This window comes from Stenotrophomonas sp. JAI102, assembly GCF_013409105.1.
Classification (GTDB): domain Bacteria; phylum Pseudomonadota; class Gammaproteobacteria; order Xanthomonadales; family Xanthomonadaceae; genus Stenotrophomonas; species Stenotrophomonas maltophilia_AA.
Genome location: NZ_JACCCI010000001.1, coordinates 634,558 through 658,063 on the forward strand (window position 1 = coordinate 634,558; position 23,506 = coordinate 658,063).

Genomic DNA, 23,506 nt, shown 5'->3' on the forward strand with positions numbered 1-23,506 from the left:
AGACCCCGTGCATGAACACACCGCCGCGCCCGCTGTCCCGTTCGCTCAACGACCGCATGATCGCCGGGGTGATGGGCGGCATCGCGCATCGCTACGGCTGGAACGTCACCCTGGTGCGGGTGCTGTTCGTGCTGATCTCGATCGGCTCGGCCGCCTTCCCGGGCATCCTGGTCTACCTGATCCTGTGGCTGTTGATCCCCAACGAGGCCTATTGAGCCTGTCGCCACTGCTGCTGCGCGCCCTGCAGGTGCTGGGCGCGCTGTGGACGTCACCCAACACCCTGATCGGCCTGGCCGCGGGCACCGCCGGGATGCTGGCCGGTGCGCAGCCGTCGTGGAACGCGCGCGACTGCGCGATCGTGTTCCGCGAGTTTCCGTGGGGGCCGGGTGGGGCGATCACGCTGGGCAATGTCATCCTGCATACCGGACCGGTGCTGGACGTGCCGTGCCGCACCTACGCGCACCAGGCGGGCCACGCCAGCGAGCCGGTGATCGGCCTGCACGACCACGAGCGTGCGCACGTCTACCAGTATCTGGTGCTGGGGCCGTTGTATCTGCCGGTGTATCTGCTCTGCGGTGGCGTGAGCGCACGCAATCCGTTCGAACGGGCCGCCGACGTGTACGCGCTGCACGGGCGGGGTTGGTGGCCCCGTTATTTCCGCGTTAAATCCATGTAAGAAAAATGTCGACAACGCGGCGTCATCTGCATGCAAAAAAACGTTATTAGCCTGCATGACGAATCAGTCAGGTTTGCCGGGGTAAACTTGCATCGCTGTATGAGCAACAACGTTTTTCTGGAGGAATACATCACATGGCAATCGTCCTTTATGTCGGTGGTAGCAAGGATGGCGACAAGGGCCTCGTGCCCCATGGCTTCAGCAAGTCCCAGGCCGATACCGAGCTGGGCCCGGAGATCTACACCGAGCGGTTCATGGAGCTGCAGGGTGTGGGCAAGGTGCGGGTGATGGCGTTGGAGTCGATGCGCGACGACATCGTCCATCAGCGTGCAGCGGTGCATTACCGGTAAGCGAGCCACACCGCGGAGGTGCCCGGTTGTCGCGGGCGCCCGCGCCGGCATCCCAGCCCCACGCAGGATGCCGGCGTGAACGCAGGACCTCTCGTGTGGTGATCGCCACGGGGCGACAGGTTCGGTCCGCCCTGTCAACGGCTTTCCCCCGCCGCCCGGCATCGCCAGAATGGGTTCTTTCCGCAAAGCGGCTCCGGCCGGAAGCAATGCCTGACATCAAGCTCGCGCAGCAGATCGCCCAGACCATCGCCGATGAGATCGGTGCCCAGACCGCCCAGGCCCTCGCCGCCATCGCCCTGTTGGACGAAGGCGCCAGCGTTCCGTTCATCGCCCGCTACCGCAAGGAAGTCACCGGCGGCCTGGACGATACCCAGCTGCGCAACCTCGAAACGCGCCTGACCTACCTGCGCGAGCTGGAAGACCGCCGCGCCGCGGTGCTGTCCAGCATCGACGAACAAGGCAAGCTCAGCGATGAGCTGCGCAACGAGATCCTCGGCGCGGACACCAAGTCGCGCCTGGAAGATCTGTACCTGCCCTACAAGCCCAAGCGCCGCACCCGTGCGCAGATCGCGCGCGAGGCCGGCCTGGAGCCGCTGGCCGATGGCCTGCTGGCCGATCCCGGCCTGGACCCGCAGGTGTTCGGCGCGCGCTTTGTCGATGGCGACAAGGGCGTGGCCGACGTCAAGGCGGCCCTGGAAGGCGCTCGCGCAATCCTGATGGAACGCTGGGGCGAAGATGCCGCGCTGGTCGGCGAGCTGCGCACCTGGCTGGGCGAGAACGGCGTGATCCGCGCACGTGTCGCCGAGGGCAAGGAAGAGCAGGGCGCCAAGTACCGCGACTACTTCGAGCATTCGGAGTCGCTGGCAAAGATCCCGTCGCACCGGCTGCTGGCGCTGTTCCGTGCGCGGCGTGAGGAAATCCTGTTCCTGGAACTGGACCCGGGCAGCGATGCGGAGGCCGGCAATCTGTACGCCGAAGGCCGTGTCGCGCACAAGGCGGGCATCCGCGACGCCGGCCGCCCCGGCGACCGCTGGTTGCTGGACGCCTGCCGCCTGACCTGGCGCGCCAAGCTGCACATGCACCTGCTGCTGGACCTGTTCAACCAGGCCCGCGAGAAAGCCGAGGCCGAGGCGATCGCGGTGTTCGGCGACAACCTCAAGGATCTGCTGCTGTCCGCCCCGGCCGGCCCCAAGGCCGTGCTCGGCCTGGACCCGGGCATCCGTACCGGCTGCAAGATCGCCGTGGTCGATGCCACCGGCAAGCTGGTGGCCACCGACACCATCTACCCGCACGAACCGCGCCGCCAGTGGGACCAGTCGCTGCACGCGATCAAGCAGTTGTGCGTGCAGCACAACGTGGACCTGATCGCGATCGGCAACGGCACCGCCAGCCGTGAAACCGACAAGCTGGCCGGTGAGGTGATCAAGGCGCTGGGTGATACGAAGCTGCAGAAGATCGTGGTCAGCGAGGCCGGTGCATCGGTGTACTCGGCCTCGGAATTCGCGGCCAAGGAATTCCCGAACCTGGACGTGTCCATCCGTGGCGCGGTGTCGATCGCCCGCCGCCTGCAGGACCCGCTGGCCGAACTGGTCAAGATCGATCCGAAGGCGATCGGCGTGGGCCAGTACCAGCACGACGTGGACCAGTACCGGCTGGCGCGCGCGCTGGATGCGCGCGTGGAAGACTGCGTCAACGCGGTCGGCGTGCACGTCAACACCGCCTCGGCCGCGCTGCTCTCGCGCGTGTCTGGGCTGTCGTCCACCGTCGCCGAGAACATCGTGCGCCACCGCGACGACAACGGTCCGTTCAAGCGCCGCAAGGACCTGCTCAAGGTGCCGCGCCTGGGCGAGAAGACCTTCGAGCAGTGCGCCGGCTTCCTGCGCATCGCCGATGGCGACCAGCCGCTGGATGCCTCCTCGGTGCACCCGGAAGCCTACCCGGTGGTGGAGCGCATCGTGGCCGCCACCGCACGCCCGATCAAGGCGCTGATCGGCGACGGCAGCTTCCTGCGTGGGCTCAAGGCCGAGCAGTTCACCGACGAAACCTTCGGTGTGCCGACCGTGCGCGACATCCTCAAGGAACTGGAAAAGCCCGGCCGCGATCCGCGCCCCGAGTTCAAGGCCGCGCGTTTCGCTGACGGTGTCGAAGAACTGAAGGACCTCAAGGTCGGGATGATCCTGGAGGGCGTGGTCAGCAACGTGGCCGCGTTTGGTGCCTTCGTGGACGTCGGCGTCCACCAGGACGGCCTGATCCACATCTCCGCGTTGTCGGACACCTACGTCAAGGACCCGCGCGACGTGGTCAAGGCCGGTGACATCGTCAAGGTGAAGGTGCTGGAGGTCGACGTGGCGCGCAAGCGCATCGCGCTGACCCGCCGCCTGGACGACGCCCCGGCCCCGGCCAAGGCACCCGGCGAGCGCGATGCGCGCCCGGCCGGTGGGGGTCGCCGGGAGGGCGGGGCAGGCAACGGCCCGCGCAATGGCGGCCGTGGCGCCCCCTCCGGGCCGCGCCCGGGCAGTGCCGCGCCGCCGGCCAACAATGCGCTGGCCGACGCCTTCGCCCGGGCCAAGCGCGGCGGCTGAACGCCTCCCGCGGCCTGACAGGGGCCGCCTTCGGGCGGCCCTTGGCGTTTCTGGTCCCTGCCGATGGCCGGAGGCACTTCTGGTTTCGCCCGGGTTTACGCACACTTCGCGTTCAATGCCCGTAGGGTAGGTGGACGGCGGGGAGCCCAGATGACAGACGACCAGGCAGGACCGGGCGACCGGGCGGGCCGCAGCGCCGATGACCGCGCTGGTGCCGCGCTGCGCGAGATGGCCGAACAGCGCCACCGGCTGGAAATGATCATCGAGGGCACCGCGGCGGGCACCTGGGACTGGGACATCCCCGGTAACCAGATGCGGGTCAACGAACGCTGGGCGGAGATCGTGGGCTACACCCGCGAGGAACTGGCGCCGATCACGCCGGAGACCTTCTTCCGGCTGGTGCATCCCGACGACCTGGCCCAGTCCAACGCGTTGCTCGAGGAGCACATGGCGGGGCGCTCGCCGCGCTACGACAGCCTGTGCCGGATGCGGCACAAGCAGGGCCACTGGATCTGGGTGCAGGACCGTGGCCGCGTCTACGAACGCGATGCACAGGGCCGGCCGCTATGGATGGCCGGCGCGCATGCCGACGTCACCGAGCTGCAGGAGGCCCGGCAGGATGCGGCGAACATGCGCCAGCGCCTGCAGGCGGTGGTCGATGCCTCCGACGAGGTGGCGGTGATCGCCACAGACATCGACGGGGTGGTCAATCTGTTCAACACCGGTGCGCAGAAACTGCTCGGCTACCGCCCCGATGAAGTGATCGGACGGGTCAACCCGGGCCTGTTCCATGACCCGGAGGAGATGCGTGCCTACCTGCAGCCCCAGATGGGGGCGGACGGGCGCCTGCCGACCGTGTTCGAGGCGTTGAGCGCGCGGGCGGCGAAGGGCACCTGGTCGCATCAGTGGACGTTCCTGCGCAAGGACGGCGAGCGCCGCCAGGTGCGCCTGTCGATCAGTCCGCTGGACTGCGCCGGCGGCAACCGGATCGGCTACGTGGGCATGGCGGTCGACCTGACCCCGCTGCTGCAGGTCCGCGAGCAGGCGTTCCTGGCCTCGAAGAAATTCGCCGGGGCGTTCTCGTCCGCAGCGCTGGGCATGGCCCTGGTGTCGCTGGAAGGGCGCTGGCTGGACGTCAACGACTCGCTGTGCGGCATCCTCGGCTACACCCGCGCCGAGCTGTTGCTGATCGATTTCCAGACACTGACGCATCCGGACGACCTGCATACCGACCTCGCCCTGCTCGGCGATCTGCTGGCCGGCCGCCGTGAGCATTACCACATGGAGAAGCGCTACCTGGGCAAGGCGGGCAACCTGGTCTGGGGGCGGCTGTCGGTCTCGCTGGTCCGCACGGAAAATGGCGAGCCACTGCATTTCGTCTCCCAGATCCAGGACGTGACCGCGCAACGGCTCAGCGGCCAGCAGCTGCGCGAATCCGAGCAGCGCACCCGGGTCACGCTGGATGCGGTGGCCGACATGGTGCTGACCCTGGACCTGCAGGGTGGCATCCAGTACGCCAACGCAGCGGCCACCCGCGCGCTGGCGGGCGAGGGCGCCGAGGCACTGGCCGGGAGCCAGCTGCAGGAGGTGGTGGAACTCACCACCGAGTACGCGCCGCGCTCGCCGTTGGACGTGGCGGTGCTGCTCGACCCGGACAGCAATGCGGTCGACCTGCATTCGGACCTGCTGCTGGCGGTGGGAACCCACCTGCTGCCGGTCGACCTGACCCGTGCCTGGCTGCGCGATGAGGACGGCCTGACCAGCGGCGCGGTCTGGGTGATCCGTGACGTCACCCAGCAGCGCGCGCGCCAGCGCGAGGCCCGGCACCTGGCCGAGATCGACCCGCTGACCGAGCTGAGCAACCGGCGCGGATTCGAGGCGCACCTGCAGCAGGCCATCACCCGCGTGGCCCGGACCGGCCAGTCGGCCTCGTTGATGTACATCGACCTGGACCACTTCAAACCGGTCAACGACACCCATGGCCATCTGGCCGGCGATGCGGTGCTGTGGGCCGTGGCCAGCGTATTGCGGCACGGGGTGCGGGATTCGGACATCGTGGCGCGGCTGGGGGGCGATGAGTTCGCGGTGATCCTGGCCGGCTGTTCGCTCAAGCGGGCCCGCCGCATCGCCACCGACCTGCTCGAGGCGATACGCGGGCTGTCCATCCCGTGGGACCAGCGGCGGCTGAGCGTGGGCGCGAGCATCGGCATCGCGCCCCTGTCCGGCGGCATGAGCGTGGATGACGCCGTGGCGGCGGCGGATGCGCAGTGCTACCGGGCCAAAGCGCTGGGGCGCGACAACGTCCAGGTGGAGGCCCAGGCGCTCGGCGCGATCGACCCGCTGGACGCGCTGGATGCCAGTGAAAGCGGCGAGTAGACGCCGGTCCACCCTGCGCCACGGCGCGGCGATGATGGCCCTAAAGCTTTCAGAACACGGGCCGTTATATGACTCGCAGTTGCTGCCTGTCTGCTCACGTGGATATCTGGCCGTACACCTTCTTTAAATGGTTCATGTTCACCGGCCTGCCCGGTGTTTGCAGTCCATCGAAGCGACGTCATCCCCACTGGCGATCTTCGTGAGTCCCAGCCAACGGAATACCGCCACCGGGCCACCGCCCGGCGCTGACCTATTCGCTAACCGGACACCGAGGTCTAAAGATGATTACTTCAGACTTGCACACGCATGTGCCAGGTCGTGACAGCGACGCCGATGCAGGCTCGTTGTGGCGTTCGCTCACCGCATTGTTCGTTTCCCGTCGCGCCGCCCATGGCGCTGCGGCATCCGCCGCGTTGCAGCGGCAGGCCGAGCTGGAAGACCAGGTCAAGGCGCTGCACCGGGTGCAGGCGGTGATCGAGTTCCATCTCGACGGCACCATCGTGCACGCCAACGACAATTTCCTGCAGACGCTCGGCTACACCCTCGAGGAAATCCAGGGCAAACACCACGCCATGTTCGTCGATGCCGGGTATGCGCAGAGCAGGGAATACCGGGACTTCTGGGCCAACCTGGGCCGCGGTGAGTTCGAGGCGGGCCAGTATCGGAGGCTGGGAAAGGGCGGCCGCGAAATCTGGATCCAGGCGTCCTACAACCCGGTCTTCGACAGCCACGGGCGGCCCTACAAGGTGGTGAAGTTCGCCACCGACATCACCGCGCAGAAATTCCAGGCCGCTGATTTCGCCGGCCAGCTGGCGGCGATCAACAAATCGCAGGCCGTGATCGAGTTCGACCTGGAGGGCCGCATCCTGGCCGCCAACGAGAATTTCCTCGCCGCGATGGGATATGCACTGGACGAGGTGCGCGGGCAGCATCATGCGATGTTCGCCGAGCCCGCCTATCGGCAGAGTGCGGAGTACCGTGCGTTCTGGGCGAAGCTGGGCCGCGGCGAGTACGATGCCGGTCAGTACAAGCGGCTGGGAAAAGGCGGGCGCGAGGTCTGGATCCAGGCCTCGTACAACCCGATCTACGACATGAACGGACGCCCGTTCAAAGTCGTCAAGTACGCCACCGACATCACCGCGCAGGTGCGTGACACCCTGGCGCTGCAGCAGGCCGTCGCGCAGACGCGCGAGGTCGTCGCCGCGGCGCAGGCCGGCGACCTGACCGGCCATATCGCCACCGAGGACAAGTCCGGCCCGATCGCCGAGCTGTGCCAGGGCATCAATGCGCTGGTAGAGGCGATGGCCGGGATCATTGCCCAGATCAAACTGGCCGCCGACACCATCGCGGTGGGTGCCAGCGAGATCGCCGAAGGCAACAGCGACCTGTCCGTGCGCACCGAACAGCAGGCCGCCTCGCTGGAGGAAACCGCGGTTTCGATGAAGGGCCTGACCGCCACCGTGCGGCGCACCGCCGACAATGCCCGCCAGGCCAATCAACTGTCCGGCGGCGCGGTCGAGGTGGCCGCGCAGGGCGGGCAGGTGGTGCACGAGGTGGTCTCGACCATGTCGCTGATCAACGATTCCTCGCGCCGCATCGTCGACATCATCGGGGTGATCGACGGCATCGCGTTCCAGACCAATATCCTGGCGCTCAACGCGGCGGTGGAGGCGGCGCGCGCGGGTGAGCATGGCCGTGGCTTTGCCGTGGTCGCCTCGGAAATCCGCTCGCTGTCGCAGCGTTCGGCCGAGGCCGCCAAGGAGATCAAGCAGCTGATCGACGACTCGGTCGAGAAGGTCGGGGCAGGCACGCGCCAGGTCGAGAGCGCGGGGCGCACCATGGACGAGATCGTGGTCAGCGTGAAGCGCGTGAGCGATCTCATGGCCGACATCAGCGCCGCAGCCCAGCAGCAGAGCGAAGGCATCGAGCAGATCAACCAGGTGGTCGAGCATATCGACGAGAGCACCCAGCAGAATGCCGCGCTGGTTGAAGAGGCCTCGGCGGCCGCACGCAGCATGGAAGAGCAGTCGACCCAACTGCTGCAGACGGTGGCGGCGTTCCGGGTGACGGGGGCGGTGGGTGCGGCGCGGCCGGCTGCGGCGAATACGCTCAACGGCGCACATCCGACGCTTCGGCTGGTCTGAGCGGGTCTGGATGCACCTGATGTCAGAAGGCCGGACTGGAGGGGTCCGGCCTTGGCGCCGCCTTGGGCAGTGCGCGCTCATGCTCCGCTAAGAGCATCGATCCTTCTCTCTCACATATTCCCAACCGCATAGCGTTGATGCGGTGGATAGGTCTAGTCGGCTATGAACGACGCTTGGCGGGAAGTCGTCCTGAAGCTCCACAAAGGAGCGATCACTGCAGATGTTGCCAGGGAAAACAGCCAGACATGTCGATCCAGGTTGCTTGCTGGATCGAAACAAGACGCCCTCATAGCCTGCCCACTTGAGCATGAGACCAAACCGCTGACTCGGTGACGGCAAGCCGAACTGGACCGGCCATGCTCGCCAGTTGACGTCCTGCAGGTTGGTCTGGAGACGGGATGGCGTACGAATGAGGAGGCGTTCCGGCTTGCCAAGTCGCAGGGCTCTTGCGAGCCGGACCAGTTCATCGGGCACTGTGAACTTGGCGAGAACTCTCGCGACCGGCCTGAGATTCTCAACGTTCCTGACGTCGAACACCCTCTCGATCCTGCCACGGATGCGAACCGTCGCATCACTCTTGCGCAGACTCATTTCTGCAGCAGTCAATCCCGTTGCTTCCATCTTTTCGGACGAGGACTGGTAGCACTCGCGAAATGCAGTTTCATGCGAGTCACCGAGGTACAGCGCCGGAAAGATCACGGCCGCACCAGATTCGTCGCAGTCGTTGCCGATGTTGAATCGGCCGCCTATGGAGCGCACGCTCCCTGCGGCTGAAAGTGGATCGCTGGAGTATCGATACTGAACCATGCGAGCCCAACTATCGAATTCAAAGGCCGGCGCAGGCTTTGCATTCAGTGCGTCTATCAGCTGATCCCTTCGACGTAAGCGTTCACCTTCAAGGCCGTGGTAAAGGGCGTCGTGAAGGTCGTCAAGCTCTCGGGATCGCTTCTTCCATACCTCCAGATCAGATTCTGAGAATCTATCGAGGACATGAATCGTTGCAGGAAAGTCGTTCGGAACACCGTGAAGAGGGACAGGCTGTTTCGACCTCCTTGCCATGGACTCTCAGGCCTGATCCTCTTGAATTGCCGTAACAATAAAGCGGCGCAAACGATCATGTCTACCAAGCCTGATCATGTCGCGTGGCGCGATGTCACCTAGCAGAGGGTTCTTGGTGCGAAACCAGAGGGCAGTCTTTGCCGCATCGCCCGCGAAGATGTCCGCCACCATGTTGGCAACGGCACCGATCTCCTCGAGTCGTTCCCTGACAGCCTTCGGAGCGCCGTCGTCCCAGCGGACGGAGGCAACCGCAACGGATGCGATCTTCGAGACTGCGTTTCGGTCGAGCTGCATGAACTCTGCAACCTTCTTGGGCTCAAAGTCGGTGCCTTTCCCGAAATGCAACGAGTCCCTGAGCGGGACGCTACGGAAGAGCGGGGCGGTTTGCATGGCGAGCCAGGCGAGGGCGGGGTTGGCGGAGTATTGCATACCTCGCGCAGCGATGCACCACGGGAAAAACAATTTTTGACCATGTTTGAAGCAAGATTAAATCCTTCAAAATCATAGAGGTATCGTCAATCGCTGGCAGGGGTTGGTGCCATGCACTGTGCGCAGAAGGCGCGGCGTGTCCCGGTGCCCGCCATCAGGCATCGGCAGCTCCATCGGGCATCTATTCTGTGCTTGGAGGCTAAACCGCCCGAAACGAAAAGACCTCGCCAAAGGCGAGGTCTCCATCCGCAATTGCGGAGCGCATCGTTTTTTGCGAGCGGTTCTGACCATCCAGAAACCCCGCAAACCATTGGTGCCGAAGGTGGGACTCGAACCCACACGCTTTTAAGGGCGGCGGATTTTGAGTCCGCTGCGTCTACCGATTCCGCCACTTCGGCTGGCTGGCCGCGTAGTGTATACAAGATGTCGACATTTGTGCAGACCTGAATGCTTAAGTTCCTGTCAGGGTTTCACCTACGCAGGACGCTATACTCATCGCGCTGAACCATACAGGGAGTCGTCATGAGCGCGCTGCAGGATCTTCGGGTGCTGGTGGTCGAGAACGACGAAATGAGTGCGGCCCTGCTGCAGATGCAGCTGGCGCAGTCCGGCGCCGTGGTGGTGGGGCTGGCGGCCTCGGTCGCCGAGGCGCTGCGCCTGCTCTCGGAAACCGAGCCACAGGTGGTGCTGCTGGATTACCGCCTGGCCAACAACGAGACCAGTGAAGCGGTGGCCGCTGCGCTGGTGGCGCGCCAGATCCCCTTCGTACTGGCGACCGGCATGGCGACCGAGCATCTGCCCGAGGCTTTCCGGCCGGGTGTCATCCTGACCAAGCCGTACCTGACGGCCGACCTGAACGCCGCGCTGGGGCGCGCCCGGGTGGGCGACTCCGTCGCCGGCTGAGCGGCGACGTCACGCTGCTTCGGCGTGTGCCAGGTCGACCGGTTCGCGGTCGTCCAGGATCCGGTACAGCGCGGCCAGATCCTGCGGGTCCGGATTCAGCCACGCATCCAGATGTTCGCGCCGGATCGGCACGATGCAGCGGTCATGGCCGGTCCGCGCCACATCGGCAGGCGGATCATCGGTGATCGCGGCGAACGACAGCAGGCGACCTTCCGGTCCTTCCCATTCCGACCACAGGCACGCGATCAGCAGATCGCGCGGCGGCTGCGGACTGAACTCCAGCACGACGTTCTCGGCCTTCTCGCCGGGCGAGAGCGGGCGCTGCTCCAACGCGTGCCGTGGAACGTGCTCGTAGAACGACTGCACCACCACCACGCCATGCCGGTGGCCGAACGCGGATTTCCAGTACGCCTCGAGGCTGTCCCGGCGTGCGTTGTACGTGCCGGGATACAGCGCGTCGTTGCGCGCGGGCTTGTCCGGCAGCCGGCACTGGTATCGCATCGGCTTGATCATGCGCTGCCCGTGCTCGGACACGATCACCGGCGCGTAGACCCCCGGGAAAATGCGGCTGTCGCGCGGCACCAGACCCGCGCGCTGCAGATCGGACAGGCGCATCTGCGCGCGCTCGATGCGGTTGGCGGCCACGCGTACCTCGGTGCGCGCCTTCTGCGTGGGACGCGTAGACAGTTGTTCCTCGGCCGCTTTCAAGCGCGCGCCCTGCAGGCGCACTTCCTCATCCAGTGCCTGCATTTCCTCGGCATGCCATTGCTGGATCCTTGCCACGATCTCCTGGCCCTGCGCGGTACGCGCGCCGGCAAAGCCGTCGTCCATCGCCTTGGGGGTCTTCGGGCGCTGCTTGCCGGCGTCGTGGGCATAGAGCTGGGCGAACTCGTCCAGCGACATCATGGCGCCGTACTCACGGACCAGCTTGGTGTAGTCGGCGCGGATCTGGGCGGAATAGCACATGGCGGGAGAGCAGGGTGGGCAAGCGGACAGGATAGGCCCATGGGTCGCAGATCCTGCGAATCCGTTCGGGCATGCTGAGCGTCCATTCAGTGCTGGATCCGCGTCATGTCGCTGCCCGTTGGTGTTCACTGCATTCCGTTACCGCCCAGCGTGGAGGAGTATCGCGCGCTGCGGGTGCTGGCCGGCCTGAGCCCGAAGACGGTCGAGGCGGCGGCGCGTGGCCTGCCCAATACGGTGTTCGGCGTGAGCCTGCGCGAAGGCGACCGGCTGCTGGCCATGGGCCGGATCATCGGCGACGGTGGCTGCTTCCTGCAGGTGGTGGATATCGCGGTGGTGCCGGACCGCCAGGGGCAGGGCCTGGGCAAGGCAGTGATGGCCGAGCTCGATGCCTGGCTTCGCGCCAATGCCGTCGGTGCCTACGTGAGCCTGATCGCCGATGGGGAGGCGCATCGGCTGTATGCGCAGTTCGGCTTCGCCTTGACCGCACCGCGCTCGGTCGGCATGGCGAAGGTGGTGGCGTAGCGCCCATAAACAAACAGCCCCGACCGAAGTCAGGGCTGTTTGTTTGAAGCTGGCGTCCCCACGGGGATTCGAACCCCGGTCGCCACCGTGAAAGGGTGATGTCCTAGGCCTCTAGACGATGGGGACGCGTTAAACCGAATTTTGGCTTCCATCGGACGGCCTGTGTCCGGAGAAGTGGTGGAGCCAGGCGGGATCGAACCGCCGACCTCCTGCATGCCATGCAGGCGCTCTCCCAGCTGAGCTATGGCCCCACAGTTGTGCTGCGAGCCGCCTATCATAGCGGCGGTTTTGCCGGATGGGAAGGGGTTGGTCAAACAAAAAGCCCCGACCGAAGTCAGGGCTGTTTGCTTGAAGCTGGCGTCCCCACGGGGATTCGAACCCCGGTCGCCACCGTGAAAGGGTGATGTCCTAGGCCTCTAGACGATGGGGACGCGTTAAACCGAATTTTTGGCTTCTGTCGGACGGCCTGTGTCCGGAGAAGTGGTGGAGCCAGGCGGGATCGAACCGCCGACCTCCTGCATGCCATGCAGGCGCTCTCCCAGCTGAGCTATGGCCCCACGTTGTACCGCGAGCCGCCTAGTATATCTGCCTGTTCACGTTTGTGGAAGCCTTTCAGGACATCCGCAACGCAACCGCAGTAGGCGGTGAACAAAAAGACCCGGCATGCCGGGCCTCGGTGTTCTTCTGATGAGTGGCGTCCCCACGGGGATTCGAACCCCGGTCGCCACCGTGAAAGGGTGATGTCCTAGGCCTCTAGACGATGGGGACGCATGAATCTCATCAAATTGTTCAGCACACCCGGACGGCCTAATGTCCGGAGTGGTGGAGCCAGGCGGGATCGAACCGCCGACCTCCTGCATGCCATGCAGGCGCTCTCCCAGCTGAGCTATGGCCCCACGATGCTGGAGGCGGAATTCTACGCGGCCGTGAAGCGTTCGCCAAGTCTTTTTTCTGAAACACCGAAGAAAGCATGCACGCAACCACTCGACCCTCGATGCCGGCGGTTCCCGGCAGTCCGCATCGACACGCAGACCAAAAAAACAGATCGCACGTGCGGTGCCATTGAACGGCACGCCACAAACAAAAAGCCCCGACCGAGGTCAGGGCTGTCTGCTTGAAACTGGCGTCCCCACGGGGATTCGAACCCCGGTCGCCACCGTGAAAGGGTGATGTCCTAGGCCTCTAGACGATGGGGACGCACGAAAACTTCAAATTTTGTCACTGCAATCTGATCGGCCTAATGATCGGATTGGTGGAGCCAGGCGGGATCGAACCGCCGACCTCCTGCATGCCATGCAGGCGCTCTCCCAGCTGAGCTATGGCCCCACGTCGTGAGGAGCGAAATCATAGCGACGACGTTTTGGATTGGCAAGGAAAATGTGAAGAAATTTCGTCATGCAGGCGTGCTCGTTCGATGATCGCCTCGGCATCGCGGAACAGCACGCCGCGCTCTGTGCAGCGCTGCCATCGTCGCGCAGCAAATGGCCTTGCGCGGCTCGTAGGCGGGGTTCATGGGCGTACGTCCGTCAACGCCGTCAGGATCGGGCATCGTTCCTGATCGCCGTGCCCGGGGCAGGCATCGACCAGTTGCTTGAGCGCACCGTGCATGCGCTGCAGCTCGCCGATGCGCTGCTCGATATCCGTGAGTTTGTTCACCGCGCTGTCGCGGATCTGCGCCATGTCCTGGCCGCGCTGATCGCTGAAGCCAAGCAGGTCGGCGATCTCGTCCAGGCTGAAGCCCAGTGTCTTGGCGCGGCGGATGAACTGCAGCCGGGTCAGGTCGGACTCGCTGAAGACGCGGTAGCCGCCGGCGCTGCGTCGGGCGGTCGGCAGCAACTGTTGCCGCTCGTAATAACGCACCGTGTCGATGGGCACGCCGGCCAGGCGCGCGAGCTGTCCAATGTTCATGAGCACCTCGTGGATGACGCGCTCATTCTGAACCTTGGAGTCTGATCCAGGGTCAAGCCTTGCTCAAACCCCACTGGAAGTTCAGCCGATGTGAAATTTGCAACTAGTTGCATGGTCCTCCTCCCGGGACGTCCGTAGCCTCAGGCCAACGTTACGAATCGACTCGTTCTGACCGGCCCCGCGTCGGCAGGCACTGTTCCAGGAGAATGGCCATGGATGCACCCCGCAACACGCTGCAGCCGGATCGCCGGCCCGACAAGCCGACCCTGATGGAGATCGCGGTGGTGGAATTCCCCGGCAGCCTGCGTGCCGCCGCGCCGGTGCTGTCCGAGCTGGCGCAGCGCTGCAACCGCACGGTGGCGGCCGGCCGCCGCACCGGCGCACGGATGCTGGTGACGCGCTGGACGATGTCCGCCCGCGGCATGCAGCGCGTGGCCGGAGTGGAATTGTTCGGTGATGCGCTGCCGGCCATCATCGTCGTGCCGGGCAGTGAAGCGGGCTGGAGCATGGCAGCGCCCGACGAACGCCTGCTGGGCTGGCTGCGGGAATGCCACGATGGCTGCAGCCTGCTCGCCGGGTGCGACGAAGGCGGCCTGCTGCTGGCGGCGGCGGGTGTGCTGGCCGGGCGCTCGGTCAGCGTGCCCGATCCCGCGCGGTGCCCGCCGCTGCGCATGATGGTGCCCAGCTGGTTGCCCAGCGAGCGCACCCTGGTTGATGACGGCGATCTGCTGACCGCCGCCGGCCAGGACGCCTGGAAGTATCTGAGCCTGCGGCTGCTGGCGCGCGTCTATGGGCAGAGCGTGATGAACACCGTCATCCAGCAACTGCAGTTGGTCATCCCGCGTACCGAACTGGACGACCTGGAGCGCTTCAGCCCGAACTTCGCGCACGGGGACCGATGCATCCTCAAGGCGCAGCGCTGGCTGCATGGGATCGCCGCTCGCGGCGTCGGGCTGGATGACATCTGTGTGCAGGCTGGCCTGGAACCACGCACGTTGCAGCGCCGTTTCCTGAAAGCCACCGGGATGCGGCCGATCGAATATTGCCAGCGCCTGCGCATCGCCAAGGCGCAGTTGCTGCTGCAGGCCGGTGGCGTGGTCGACCAGGTGGCAGCGCTGGTGGGGTATTCCGACCAAAGCGCGTTCCGTCGCCTGTTCCTGCGCATTGTCGGGCTGACGCCGGCACGCTATCGGCGTCAGGTGGCCGCGCAGCTGCGTGAGCGTGTGGCCCCGCGAACGGTCGCTCGGGTGGTCGAGTCGGTGCACTCCGTGGCCTGAATCGCGCACCACCGGCACACTTGCTGCATTGATGCCTTGCTGGGACCATGCCAGCGGGCACGAAGCAACAGCCGTCGCAGCGTGGTAGACGCCGAGCGATGGCGGAGACAATCAATGATCAGCAGTGTAGGCCCGGTACCGCTTGCGGTCGTGTGGGTATTGGTGGCCGTCGGCATTGCGATGCTCGTGGCCAGCGTGGTGCGTGCGCCGACCATCGAGGGCGCACCGCGTCCGCGATCGGTGGTGGTGGACATGCTGTTGCTGGGCCTGCTGGCCGGTCGCGCCGCCTTCGTGCTCTGGCATGTGGGCGATTATGCGCAGGATCCCTGGGGCGTCCTGCGCATCGGCGATGGCGGCTTCCTGCTGTGGCCGGCCCTGGTGGCTGGGCTGGGGTGGGGCGCCTGGCGCCTGCGCCGATGGCCTTCGCTGCGTCGCCCGGTATGGGCCGGTGCCTTGGCCGGGGTGCTCGGCTGGGCGCTGCTGTCCAGCGGCGCTGGCTGGCTGCAGCAATCGCGGGTGACGCTGCCGGCGATCACCCTGACCTCGCTGGAGGGCGCGCCAACCGCGTTGTCCGACACGCAGGGCAAGCCGGTGGTGGTCAATCTCTGGGCGAGCTGGTGCGGCCCCTGCCGGCGCGAGATGCCGGTGCTGGCCCGCGCGCAGCAGCGCCATCCGGATATCCGCTTCCTGTTCGTCAACCAGGGTGAAACCCGCGAGGAGGTCCAGGGTTTCCTGGCCGCCGAGCGGTTGACGCTGGCCAATGTGCTGCTCGACGAGGACGCGCTCACCGCCGAGCGGCTGCAGGTGCACGCCTATCCGACTACCCTGTTCTTCGATGCGCAGGGTCGGCTGCGGGAAATACACCTGGGTGAACTCAGTGCCGCTGGCCTGCAATCCAAGCTCGACAGCCTGTAACCGGGGTCGCGTTGTCATGTTTATTGAATCCAGGAGTCACCATGAAATTGAAGTCCCCGCGCCCGCTGGGCACCGTGCTTGCCGTGTCGCTGCTGATGGCCCTGGCCGGGTGCAGCCAGGCACAGACGCCGAAGGCCGGTGAGGCCGCCCCGGCCAGGTCCGGTGGAGATCGTCCGGCGGTACTGAAGGGCATTGAAAAGCATGGTTTCGAGGTGATCGGCGAGTTCGACGCGCCCGGTGGCCTGCGCGGGTTCGCCGGCGTGGTCGGTGGGCAGCAACCCGCGGCGGCGTATGTCACTGCGGATGGGAAGCACGTGGTCGTCGGCAGTCTGTTCGATGCCAGTGGCGAAGACGTGGGTGCGGCGCCGCTGGAAAAGCTGGTGGCCAAGCCGATGTCCGAGCGCAGCTGGAAGAAGCTCGACGAAAGTGCCTGGGTGCGCGACGGCCGTGCCGACGCGCCGCGCGTGGTCTACACCTTCAGCGATGCGAACTGCCCTTACTGCCATCGCTTCTGGGAAGCGGCACGACCGTGGGTGGATGCCGGCAAAGTGCAGTTGCGCCACGTGATGGTCGGCGTGATTCGCGAAGACAGCCCGGCCAAGGCGGCCGCAATTCTCACCGCGCCCAATCCCAGTGCTGCACTGCTGGAGAACGAACGGCTGTTTGATCGTGGCGGTATCAAGCCGGCGGCATCGCTGACCGCGGAGGTCGCCAACAAGCTGGATGCGAACCAGGTGCTGATGATCGAGCTTGGCTTCCAGGGCACGCCGGGCATTCTGTTCAAAGATGCACAGGGCATGGTGCAACGCCGCTCCGGCATGCCGCAGGGCGATGACATGACCGTGGTGCTCGGCCCGCGCTGAAGCCACGCGCTCCGTCACACCGCACACCTCGCGCCGGGTCATGCCCGGCGCGTTTTGTTTTGGGTTGGCGCTGCAGCGTTGCCTTTCCCCAAGGGCGGAAGCCGTCGGCTTGATCTGGATCAAGGCCGGAATCTGCCGGATCGCTACGCTGGGCTCCATGCGCTATTCCCTTGATTTTCCCGCACGTATCGGTGCCGTGGCCGCCCAGTCAGAAAACTGTCTGACAACGTTCACGGCATGCTCACCTTGCGATTGGTACTCAAAACGTTGGCCGACACGCTTGGGCGCGTCGGCCATCAGGAATGAGGGGATTCCGTGCGGGCGCGAGGTTCGCGCGCGTTGCAGTGCCGGGCTGCGCACCTGTCGCCGTCGACGTCCTGGACGTCTGCCGGTAGGGGTGCGCCGGACTGTGTACGGTGCAAGGAGTACATGATGCGCTTGGCTGTGTTCACGGTCGCATGCGTGGCAGCGATGGCTGCGGTGCCGGTGTATGCGCAGGATTCGGCCGCCGCGTTGCGGCAGGACATCCACGCGCTTCGGCAGACCCTGGAGAAGATGGAGCAACGTCTGGAAGCGATCGAGTCCGGCAAGCCTCCTCCTGCCACCTCGCCGATGGTTAAGACGGTTCCTGCGCCGGGCATGACAGGTCCGCCCCTGCCATCGCCGACCTCGCTGACCGCCCAGGCCCAGGTGCCGGGCATGGGCCAGGCCATTCTCCCGCAACGTGATTCCGTTTCCGATCCGTCCACCGCCGCGTCCCGCCCGGACAGCGCCGCCGGCCCGACCGATCCCGAGCTGAAAGGCTTCTTTGCGATCCCCAACACCGACACTCTGATCCGCATCGGCGGCTACGCCAAGCTCGATGCAATCGCCGATTCACGTGCGGCCGGTGACCAGGAGCAGTTCATCACCTCGTCCATTCCGGTCGGCAGTGCGCACCGGGATGTGTCCAACTTCACGCTGCATGCCAAGCAGACCCGCTTCAGTTTCGAAGCGCGGCGCCCGACCACGCACGGCAACCTGCGCTTCTACCTGGAGAACGACTTCTTCGGCAGCAGCGACAGCTATCAGTTCCGCCTGCGCCACGCGTACGGCCAGCTCGGCAACACCTACGCCGGCTACGGCTATTCCAGCTTCATGGATGCCGACAGCCTGCCCGACACCCTGGATTTCGCCGGGCCGGGCGGCGCGGGCTACCTGCTGGTGGCCGGCATCCACCACAGCTTCGCGATGGGCAAGGGCAACACGCTCACCGTGGCGGCCGAAGATCCGGATACCCAGTTGAGCAACCCCGCCGAGGGGATCATGCCGGTCGACCAGCTCCCCGATGTAACCGTCACCGCCCGCATGGAGCGCGACTGGGGTCACCTGCAACTCGGCGCGGTCGCACGCAGCCTGGGCTACGACGGCGATGCCGGCGATGGCCGGCGTTTTACCGGTGGCCTGCAGCTCAGCGGTTCGGCGGCGGTGGGCGAACAGGACCTGCTGCTGTTCGGCCTGCTCGGTGGCAAGGGGCTGGCGCGCTATACGGCCGACCTGACCGGGTCGGGCATGGATGCGGTGGTGACCGCCGATGGTCGCCTGCAGGCGCTGTCGCTGTATGGCGGCTTCGTCGGGTACACGCATTACTGGTCGCCGCTGTGGCGCTCGAACCTGATCTACGGACAACTCACCAGCGCGCGCAACGATGCGCTGGCCGCCGACGCCTTCCGCCAGAGTCGCTACGGGGTCTTCAACCTGCTGTGGAGCCCGGCGCCGTCGTGGACGATGGGCATGGAACTGCTCTACGGGCAGCTGGAGCAGCAGGGTGGACAGCGCGGCGACACCGTGCGGCTGCAGGGCAGCCTGCAATACAACTTCATCAAGTAACTCCCAACGCCCGGCATGACCGGGTCCCTGCCTGGCAAAGGAGCAAGCGTCATGGCACAAGCAAAGAAAATCGGGGTCGTCGGGGCCACCTTCCTGGTGGCCGGCAACATGATGGGGTCGGGGGTGTTCCTGCTGCCCTCCAGCCTGGCCAAGATCGGCACCGCCTCGATCTGGGGCTGGCTGATCACCACGGCCGGCGCGCTGCTGCTGGCGTTCGTGTTCGCCAAGCTGGGCAAACTGGCGCCCAAGGCCGGTGGGCCGTATGCCCACGCGCGTGACTGGTTCGGGCCCTACATGGGCTTCCAGACCAACGCCGTCTACTGGTTCGCCAACTGGATCGGCAACGTCGCCATCCCGATCGCGGCGGTGGGCTACTTCAGTTACTTCTTCCCGATCCTGTCCGAGCCGGTGCCGCGCTGCATCGCGGTGCTTGCGCTGGTGTGGGCGCTGAGCTTCGCCAACGTCATCGGCCCGTCGTTCGTCAGCAAGCTGCAGACGGTGACCACCAGTTTCGCCCTGGTGCCGATCCTGGGCATCGCGATCTTCGGCTGGTTCTTCTTCGATCCGACGATCTTCAAGGGTGCCTACAACGTGTCCGGGGAATCCAACTTCGGCGCGATCTCCAGTGCCGCGGCGTTGACCCTGTGGGCCTTCATCGGCGTGGAGTCGGCCTCGGTGACCGCCGGTGTGGTCGAGAATCCGGAGAAGAACGTGGCGCGCGCCACGCTCGCCGGCGTGTTCCTGGCGGCGATCGCCTACATCGCGAGCTCCTCGGTGATCATGGGCATGGTGCCCAATGGCGACCTGCAGGTGTCCGATGCGCCGTTCGCGCTGGCGGCGGCCAATGCGGTGGGCGGGTGGGGCGGGGCGGTGGTCAGCCTGTGCGCCTTCGTCGGCGCGGCCGGCTCGCTCGGCGGCTGGATCCTGCTGACCGCGCAGAGCGCCAAGGCCGCCTCGGATGACGGCCTGTTCCCGAGCATCTTCAGCAAGACCAACAAGGATGACGTGCCGGTCAAGGGCGTGCTGATCGTGGCCGTGCTGATGACGCTGGCGGTGCTGGTCACCTCGACCTCCAAGACCGCATCGGCGCAGTTCGATGTGATCACCTCGGCCGCCGTTGTGCTGACCCTGCTGCCGTACATCTACTCCTGCGTGGCCTGCTATTTCGTGGTCGAGCGCTCGCACACGCTGGTGCATACCGGCGCGTTCTGGCTGCTGACCAGCGTCACCGTCGTGTACTGCCTGTGGGCGATCTTCGGCTCGGCCGGCAACATCGTGCAGTACGCCTTCCTGTTCGTGTTGTTCATCACGGTGTTCTATCCGTTCTTCAGCGAGGAGCGTCGCCGCCAGCGCGGCCAGCTGCCCGCCCTCGACGCCGCCGTCCGCACCACGCTTTCGTGATCTTCCCCCAGGAGAATCCCTGTGTACTTCAAGTCCCTTGACTACCCGATCATCGTCATCGACGACGATTACGAATCCCCGCGTATCGGCGGCATCCTGATCCGTGCGCTGGTGGACGAGCTGCGCAAGAGCGACCAGCGCGTGCTGTGTGGCCTCACGCTGGCTGACGCCCAGGCCGGTGCGCGCACCTATGTGGCGGCCTCGGCGGTGCTGATCTCCATCGACGGCACCGAGGAGAACCCGGAGCAGTTCCAGCGCCTGCTCGGCTTCCTGCGTGAGCAGACCGCCCGCCGCGCGAACCTGCCGGTCTTCCTGTACGGCGAGCGGCGCACGATCGAGAAGGTGCCGAGCAAGCTGCTCAAGTTCGTGCACGGCTACATCTTCCTGTTCGAAGACACCAAGAGCTTCATCTCGCGCCAGGTGATGCGCGCGGCCGAAGATTACATGGCCAACCTGCTGCCACCGTTCTTCAAGGCCCTGATCCATCATACGGCCGAGTCGAACTATTCCTGGCACACGCCCGGTCATGCCGGCGGCGTGGCGTTCACCAAATCACCGGTAGGACGCGCGTTCCACCAGTTCTACGGTGAGAACACCCTGCGCAGCGACCTGTCGATCTCGGTGCCGGAGCTGGGTTCGCTGCTCGACCACAGTGGCCCGATCAAGGAAGCCGAGAACGAGGCGGCGCGCAACTTCGGTGCCGACCATACCTTCTTCGTCACCAATGGCACCTCCACCGCGAACAAGATCGTCTGGCACGGCACCGTGGGGCGCGGCGATGTGGTGTTCGTCGACCGCAACTGCCACAAGTCGCTGCTGCACTCGCTGATCATGACCGGGGGCATTCCGGTGTACTTCACCCCGAGCCGCAACGCGCACGGCATCATCGGTCCGATCAGCCTGGATCAGTTCACGCCCGAATCGCTGCAGCAGGCCATCGCCGCCAACCCGCTGGCCAGCAAGGCCTACAAGGCCGGCTCCAAGCCGCGCATCGCCGTGGTGACCAACTCGACCTACGACGGGCTGTGCTACAACGCCGAGAAGATCGCCGAGGAGATCGGCAGCGCGGTCGACTTCCTGCATTTCGACGAAGCCTGGTACGCCTACGCCGCGTTCCATCCGTTCTACGAGAACCATTACGGCATGGCCAAGGGCAAGCCGCGCGAGCAGGATGCGATCATCTTCACCACGCACTCCACGCACAAGCTGCTGGCCGCGTTCTCGCAGGCCTCCATGATCCATGTGCGCAACGCAGCCTCCCGCGAGCTGGATGCCGAGCGCTTCAACGAAGCCTTCATGATGCACACCACGACCAGCCCGCATTACGGGGTGATCGCGGCCTGCGATGTGGCCTCCAAGATGATGGAGGGCGCGGCCGGTGAATCGCTGGTGCAGGAAATGCACGACGAAGCGATCGCCTTCCGCCGCGCGATGCTGCATGTGCGCGAGGACCTGGGCCGGGATGACTGGTGGTTCAGCGTCTGGCAGCCGGACAAGCTGGAGCGCTCGCTGGCCAAGGGCGACGCACCGGCCCCGATGGTGGCCAAGCGCAGCGAGTGGTACCTGCAGCCGGACGCGCACTGGCACGGTTTCGAGGGCCTGGTCGACGACTACGTGCTGATCGATCCGATCAAGGTGACCCTGCTGACCCCCGGGCTGTCGATGGACGGCGAAATGGGCCAGCGGGGGATTCCGGCCGCGGTCCTGAGCAAATTCCTGTGGACCCGCGGCATCACCGTGGAGAAGACGAACCTGTACTCGGTGCTGTTCCTGTTCTCGATGGGCATCACCAAGGGCAAGTGGAGCACCCTGGTGACCGAGCTGATGGCGTTCAAGGAGCTGTACGACAGCAACGCGCCGTTGACCCGTTCACTGCCGCAGCTCGCCGCCGAATTCCCGATCGCCTACGCCGGCTGGGGCCTGCGCGACCTGTGCGATGCACTGCATGCCTTCAACGCCGAGTTCGGTGTGGCCCAGGTGATGCGCGCGATGTACGTGGACCTGCCCGAGCCGGTGATGACCCCGGCCGAGGCCTACGACCACCTGGTGCGCGGCCAGATCGAGCGGGTCGACATCGAGCAGATCAGTGGCCGCATCGCCGGCACCATGCTGGTGCCATACCCGCCGGGCATCCCGACCATCATGCCGGGCGAGCGCTTCGGTGCCAGCGATGAGCCGATCATCCAGTCGCTGCGGATCGCCCGTGAGCAGAACGCGCGCTTCCCGGGCTTCGAGTCGGATGTACACGGGCTTATCATCGACACCGACGGCGATGCGCCGCGCTACAAGGTGGAGGTGCTGAAGGTCTGACGCCCGCGCGGAGGACCCTCGGCCAGCGATGGATACAGCACGCGAGCAGCGGGTCCTCACGTTTTCCATCGGAGTGACGATGGCGGTCAGCGCCGTCGGCTTCATCGGGGGCCTGCTGGTGGGATCGCAGGCCATCCTGTTCGATGGCGTCTACAGTCTGGTGGACGTGGCGCTGACCCTGGTGGCGTTGTCGGTGCTGCGGCTGGTGGCGCGGGAAGAAAGCCCGCGCTTCCAGTATGGGTACTGGCATCTGGAGCCGATGGTGGAGGCCCTCGGCGGGGCGATCCTGTCGCTGGCCTGCATCTATGCGCTGGCCAACTCGGTGATCGGGCTGACCACCGGCGGGCACGAGGTCAAGGCCGGGCCTGCGCTGCTGTGGGCCGCTGTGCTGTGCGTGAGCAACCTGGCCATGGCGGCGTTCGTGCGTATCCGCGCGATGCAGCTGCATTCGGCCCTGCTGTGGCTGGACGTGCGCGCCTGGCTGCTCAGCGGACTGATGAGCCTGGCCGTGGTGCTGGCGTTCGCGATCGCCTTGCTGCTGCGCGGCGGCGAGCACGCCCACTGGATTCCCTATCTGGATCCGCTGGTGCTGGCCGCGATCAGCGTCGCGGTGCTGCCGGTACCCCTTCGCAGCGCCTGGAAGGCCATGCGCGAAGTCCTGCAGGTGGCGCCGGATACGCTGGATGCGCGCGTGCAGGCGGTGATGAAGGACTTCGTTGCCGAGCACGGCTATCTGGATTTCACCAGTCACGTGGCCAAGATGGGCCGCATGCGGTTCGTGGAAATCCACATCCTGACCCATCCGGACACCGTGATCGGCACCATCGGCAACGTGGACGCGATGCGCGACGAGATCGCCGAGCGCCTGGATGCGCGCGGCAGCGAGTTCTGGCTGACCATCGATTTCACGGCCGATCCGGCCTGGGCCTGAGGCTAGGGGCGGCCCTGGCCCTAGA

General features: G+C 65.8%; 19 protein-coding genes and 9 tRNA genes. 15 read left to right on the forward strand and 13 right to left on the reverse strand.

The window, feature by feature from the left end; all coding sequences use genetic code 11:
• The first annotated feature begins 11 nt into the window (after window positions 1–11).
• From HDC96_RS02965 to HDC96_RS02990, 6 genes are all read left to right on the forward strand, one after another.
• Window positions 12–215 (forward strand): PspC domain-containing protein, encoded by a 204-nt coding sequence (locus tag HDC96_RS02965; RefSeq protein WP_179458672.1) that lies wholly within the window; start codon window positions 12–14, stop codon window positions 213–215.
• Window positions 212–676 carry a hypothetical protein gene (locus tag HDC96_RS02970; protein WP_179458673.1) on the forward strand — a complete coding sequence of 155 codons (465 nt, stop codon included), beginning with the start codon at window positions 212–214 and terminating at the stop codon, window positions 674–676. Before HDC96_RS02965 ends, HDC96_RS02970 begins: the two co-directional genes overlap by 4 nt.
• Window positions 677–810: 134 nt before the next feature.
• A complete protein-coding gene (locus HDC96_RS02975; RefSeq protein ID WP_179458674.1) occupies window positions 811–1,026 on the forward strand; it encodes a hypothetical protein in 216 nt (71 codons plus the stop codon).
• Window positions 1,027–1,232: 206 nt separating this feature from the next.
• Window positions 1,233–3,608 carry a Tex family protein gene (locus HDC96_RS02980; RefSeq protein ID WP_179458675.1) on the forward strand — a complete coding sequence of 792 codons (2,376 nt, stop codon included), beginning with the start codon at window positions 1,233–1,235 and terminating at the stop codon, window positions 3,606–3,608.
• A 228-nt stretch (window positions 3,609–3,836) separates the two neighbouring features.
• On the forward strand, window positions 3,837–5,984 hold the full coding sequence (locus HDC96_RS02985) for a PAS domain-containing protein (protein ID WP_179459593.1): 2,148 nt from the start codon (window positions 3,837–3,839) through the stop codon (window positions 5,982–5,984).
• A gap of 281 nt (window positions 5,985–6,265) precedes the next feature.
• Window positions 6,266–8,128 carry a methyl-accepting chemotaxis protein gene (locus HDC96_RS02990; RefSeq protein ID WP_257018570.1) on the forward strand — a complete coding sequence of 621 codons (1,863 nt, stop codon included), beginning with the start codon at window positions 6,266–6,268 and terminating at the stop codon, window positions 8,126–8,128.
• 87 nt (window positions 8,129–8,215) lie between these two features.
• Here HDC96_RS02990 and HDC96_RS02995 read toward each other — a convergent pair whose 3' ends face one another.
• The 3 genes from HDC96_RS02995 to HDC96_RS03005 all read right to left on the reverse strand — a co-directional run bounded on the left by HDC96_RS02995 (window position 8,216) and on the right by HDC96_RS03005 (window position 10,014).
• Window positions 8,216–9,187: an RES family NAD+ phosphorylase gene (locus tag HDC96_RS02995; protein WP_179458676.1), complete on the reverse strand. Its 972-nt coding sequence runs from the start codon at window positions 9,185–9,187 to the stop codon at window positions 8,216–8,218.
• Between the two features lie 6 nt (window positions 9,188–9,193).
• Window positions 9,194–9,616 carry a hypothetical protein gene (locus tag HDC96_RS03000; protein WP_179458677.1) on the reverse strand — a complete coding sequence of 141 codons (423 nt, stop codon included), beginning with the start codon at window positions 9,614–9,616 and terminating at the stop codon, window positions 9,194–9,196.
• Between the two features lie 311 nt (window positions 9,617–9,927).
• Window positions 9,928–10,014 (reverse strand) — tRNA-Leu (locus tag HDC96_RS03005).
• A gap of 124 nt (window positions 10,015–10,138) precedes the next feature.
• Between HDC96_RS03005 and HDC96_RS03010 the strand changes: the two genes are divergently transcribed.
• Window positions 10,139–10,519 carry a response regulator gene (locus tag HDC96_RS03010; protein WP_179458678.1) on the forward strand — a complete coding sequence of 127 codons (381 nt, stop codon included), beginning with the start codon at window positions 10,139–10,141 and terminating at the stop codon, window positions 10,517–10,519.
• A gap of 9 nt (window positions 10,520–10,528) precedes the next feature.
• On the opposite strand, the gene HDC96_RS03015 is transcribed toward HDC96_RS03010, so the two are convergent.
• Window positions 10,529–11,485 carry an SOS response-associated peptidase family protein gene (locus HDC96_RS03015; protein ID WP_179458679.1) on the reverse strand — a complete coding sequence of 319 codons (957 nt, stop codon included), beginning with the start codon at window positions 11,483–11,485 and terminating at the stop codon, window positions 10,529–10,531.
• A gap of 105 nt (window positions 11,486–11,590) precedes the next feature.
• Here HDC96_RS03015 and HDC96_RS03020 point away from each other — a divergent pair, with 105 nt between their 5' ends.
• The gene (locus tag HDC96_RS03020; protein WP_179458680.1) at window positions 11,591–12,007 is read left to right on the forward strand and encodes a GNAT family N-acetyltransferase; all 417 of its coding nucleotides are present in this window, start codon (window positions 11,591–11,593) and stop codon (window positions 12,005–12,007) included.
• Window positions 12,008–12,057: 50 nt separating this feature from the next.
• On the opposite strand, the gene HDC96_RS03025 is transcribed toward HDC96_RS03020, so the two are convergent.
• The 9 genes from HDC96_RS03025 to HDC96_RS03065 form a co-directional block, all read right to left on the reverse strand.
• Window positions 12,058–12,133: transfer RNA gene (locus tag HDC96_RS03025), tRNA-Glu, on the reverse strand.
• A gap of 49 nt (window positions 12,134–12,182) precedes the next feature.
• Window positions 12,183–12,258: transfer RNA gene (locus tag HDC96_RS03030), tRNA-Ala, on the reverse strand.
• A 104-nt stretch (window positions 12,259–12,362) separates the two neighbouring features.
• Window positions 12,363–12,438 (reverse strand) — tRNA-Glu (locus HDC96_RS03035).
• A 50-nt stretch (window positions 12,439–12,488) separates the two neighbouring features.
• Window positions 12,489–12,564, reverse strand: a tRNA-Ala gene (locus HDC96_RS03040).
• A 135-nt stretch (window positions 12,565–12,699) separates the two neighbouring features.
• Window positions 12,700–12,775 (reverse strand) — tRNA-Glu (locus HDC96_RS03045).
• Between the two features lie 52 nt (window positions 12,776–12,827).
• Window positions 12,828–12,903: transfer RNA gene (locus HDC96_RS03050), tRNA-Ala, on the reverse strand.
• A gap of 225 nt (window positions 12,904–13,128) precedes the next feature.
• Window positions 13,129–13,204, reverse strand: a tRNA-Glu gene (locus HDC96_RS03055).
• 53 nt (window positions 13,205–13,257) lie between these two features.
• Window positions 13,258–13,333, reverse strand: a tRNA-Ala gene (locus HDC96_RS03060).
• Between the two features lie 183 nt (window positions 13,334–13,516).
• Window positions 13,517–13,915: a heavy metal-responsive transcriptional regulator gene (locus HDC96_RS03065; protein ID WP_179458681.1), complete on the reverse strand. Its 399-nt coding sequence runs from the start codon at window positions 13,913–13,915 to the stop codon at window positions 13,517–13,519.
• 212 nt (window positions 13,916–14,127) lie between these two features.
• On the opposite strand from HDC96_RS03065, the gene HDC96_RS03070 reads away from it, so the two are divergent.
• The 7 genes from HDC96_RS03070 (at window position 14,128) to HDC96_RS03100 (ending at window position 23,481) form a co-directional block, all read left to right on the forward strand.
• Window positions 14,128–15,192, forward strand: a complete 1,065-nt coding sequence (locus tag HDC96_RS03070) for a helix-turn-helix domain-containing protein (RefSeq protein WP_179458682.1) — start codon at window positions 14,128–14,130, stop codon at window positions 15,190–15,192.
• Between the two features lie 114 nt (window positions 15,193–15,306).
• Window positions 15,307–16,107: a TlpA disulfide reductase family protein gene (locus HDC96_RS03075; RefSeq protein ID WP_179458683.1), complete on the forward strand. Its 801-nt coding sequence runs from the start codon at window positions 15,307–15,309 to the stop codon at window positions 16,105–16,107.
• A gap of 41 nt (window positions 16,108–16,148) precedes the next feature.
• Entirely contained in the window at window positions 16,149–16,970 is an 822-nt protein-coding gene (dsbG, locus tag HDC96_RS03080) for a thiol:disulfide interchange protein DsbG (RefSeq protein ID WP_179458684.1), read from the forward strand.
• Window positions 16,971–17,402: 432 nt separating this feature from the next.
• Entirely contained in the window at window positions 17,403–18,839 is a 1,437-nt protein-coding gene (locus HDC96_RS03085) for a DcaP family trimeric outer membrane transporter (RefSeq protein WP_179458685.1), read from the forward strand.
• Window positions 18,840–18,890: 51 nt separating this feature from the next.
• A complete protein-coding gene (gene adiC / locus HDC96_RS03090; protein ID WP_179458686.1) occupies window positions 18,891–20,240 on the forward strand; it encodes an arginine/agmatine antiporter in 1,350 nt (449 codons plus the stop codon).
• Between the two features lie 21 nt (window positions 20,241–20,261).
• Window positions 20,262–22,550 carry an Orn/Lys/Arg decarboxylase N-terminal domain-containing protein gene (locus HDC96_RS03095; RefSeq protein WP_179458687.1) on the forward strand — a complete coding sequence of 763 codons (2,289 nt, stop codon included), beginning with the start codon at window positions 20,262–20,264 and terminating at the stop codon, window positions 22,548–22,550.
• Between the two features lie 28 nt (window positions 22,551–22,578).
• Window positions 22,579–23,481 carry a cation diffusion facilitator family transporter gene (locus tag HDC96_RS03100; RefSeq protein WP_179458688.1) on the forward strand — a complete coding sequence of 301 codons (903 nt, stop codon included), beginning with the start codon at window positions 22,579–22,581 and terminating at the stop codon, window positions 23,479–23,481.
• Window positions 23,482–23,506: the final 25 nt, after the last annotated feature.

Coding starts and splice junctions, on each gene's coding strand:
- HDC96_RS03100 (WP_179458688.1), top strand. CDS start 22,579: ATGGATACAGCACGCGAGCAGCGGGTCCTCACGTTTTCCATCGGAGTG.
- HDC96_RS02990 (WP_257018570.1), top strand. CDS start 6,266: ATGATTACTTCAGACTTGCACACGCATGTGCCAGGTCGTGACAGCGAC.
- HDC96_RS03010 (WP_179458678.1), top strand. CDS start 10,139: ATGAGCGCGCTGCAGGATCTTCGGGTGCTGGTGGTCGAGAACGACGAA.
- HDC96_RS02980 (WP_179458675.1), top strand. CDS start 1,233: ATGCCTGACATCAAGCTCGCGCAGCAGATCGCCCAGACCATCGCCGAT.
- adiC (WP_179458686.1), top strand. CDS start 18,891: ATGGCACAAGCAAAGAAAATCGGGGTCGTCGGGGCCACCTTCCTGGTG.
- HDC96_RS02985 (WP_179459593.1), top strand. CDS start 3,837: ATGGCCGAACAGCGCCACCGGCTGGAAATGATCATCGAGGGCACCGCG.
- dsbG (WP_179458684.1), top strand. CDS start 16,149: ATGAAATTGAAGTCCCCGCGCCCGCTGGGCACCGTGCTTGCCGTGTCG.
- HDC96_RS02995 (WP_179458676.1), bottom strand. CDS start 9,187: ATGGCAAGGAGGTCGAAACAGCCTGTCCCTCTTCACGGTGTTCCGAAC.
- HDC96_RS03015 (WP_179458679.1), bottom strand. CDS start 11,485: ATGTGCTATTCCGCCCAGATCCGCGCCGACTACACCAAGCTGGTCCGT.
- HDC96_RS02965 (WP_179458672.1), top strand. CDS start 12: ATGAACACACCGCCGCGCCCGCTGTCCCGTTCGCTCAACGACCGCATG.
- HDC96_RS03065 (WP_179458681.1), bottom strand. CDS start 13,915: ATGAACATTGGACAGCTCGCGCGCCTGGCCGGCGTGCCCATCGACACG.
- HDC96_RS03020 (WP_179458680.1), top strand. CDS start 11,591: ATGTCGCTGCCCGTTGGTGTTCACTGCATTCCGTTACCGCCCAGCGTG.
- HDC96_RS03075 (WP_179458683.1), top strand. CDS start 15,307: ATGATCAGCAGTGTAGGCCCGGTACCGCTTGCGGTCGTGTGGGTATTG.
- HDC96_RS03070 (WP_179458682.1), top strand. CDS start 14,128: ATGGATGCACCCCGCAACACGCTGCAGCCGGATCGCCGGCCCGACAAG.
- HDC96_RS03085 (WP_179458685.1), top strand. CDS start 17,403: ATGCGCTTGGCTGTGTTCACGGTCGCATGCGTGGCAGCGATGGCTGCG.
- HDC96_RS03000 (WP_179458677.1), bottom strand. CDS start 9,616: ATGCAATACTCCGCCAACCCCGCCCTCGCCTGGCTCGCCATGCAAACC.
- HDC96_RS02975 (WP_179458674.1), top strand. CDS start 811: ATGGCAATCGTCCTTTATGTCGGTGGTAGCAAGGATGGCGACAAGGGC.